We start from the raw sequence: 225 nt of genomic DNA, 5'->3' as shown, positions 1-225 counted from the left end.
AGGGCGAGATCAGTGTGCTGGTGGTGTCGAAGGTCGCGAACTTCTCGATCGACCTGCCGGAGGCGACGGTCGCCATCCAGGTCTCGGGCACGTTCGGCTCACGCCAGGAGGAGGCCCAGCGACTGGGCCGCGTACTGCGCCCGAAGGCCGACGGCCACAAGGCCCACTTCTACTCGGTGGTCGCCCGCGACACCCTCGACCAGGACTTCGCCGCCCACCGCCAGC

At 69.3% G+C, this 225-nt stretch carries 1 protein-coding gene; it reads left to right on the top strand.

The window, feature by feature from the left end; genetic code table 11:
• The coding region (locus AOK08_RS48095; RefSeq protein WP_338400172.1) for a helicase-related protein at positions 1-225 on the top strand (225 nt) is incomplete at both ends.

It is taken from the genome of Streptomyces graminilatus (genome assembly GCF_001418565.1).
GTDB classification, from domain to species: Bacteria; Actinomycetota; Actinomycetes; order Streptomycetales; family Streptomycetaceae; genus Streptomyces; species Streptomyces graminilatus.
Note: the sequence above shows the minus strand (reverse complement) of the source record. Positions and strands in the feature narration are given on the sequence as shown.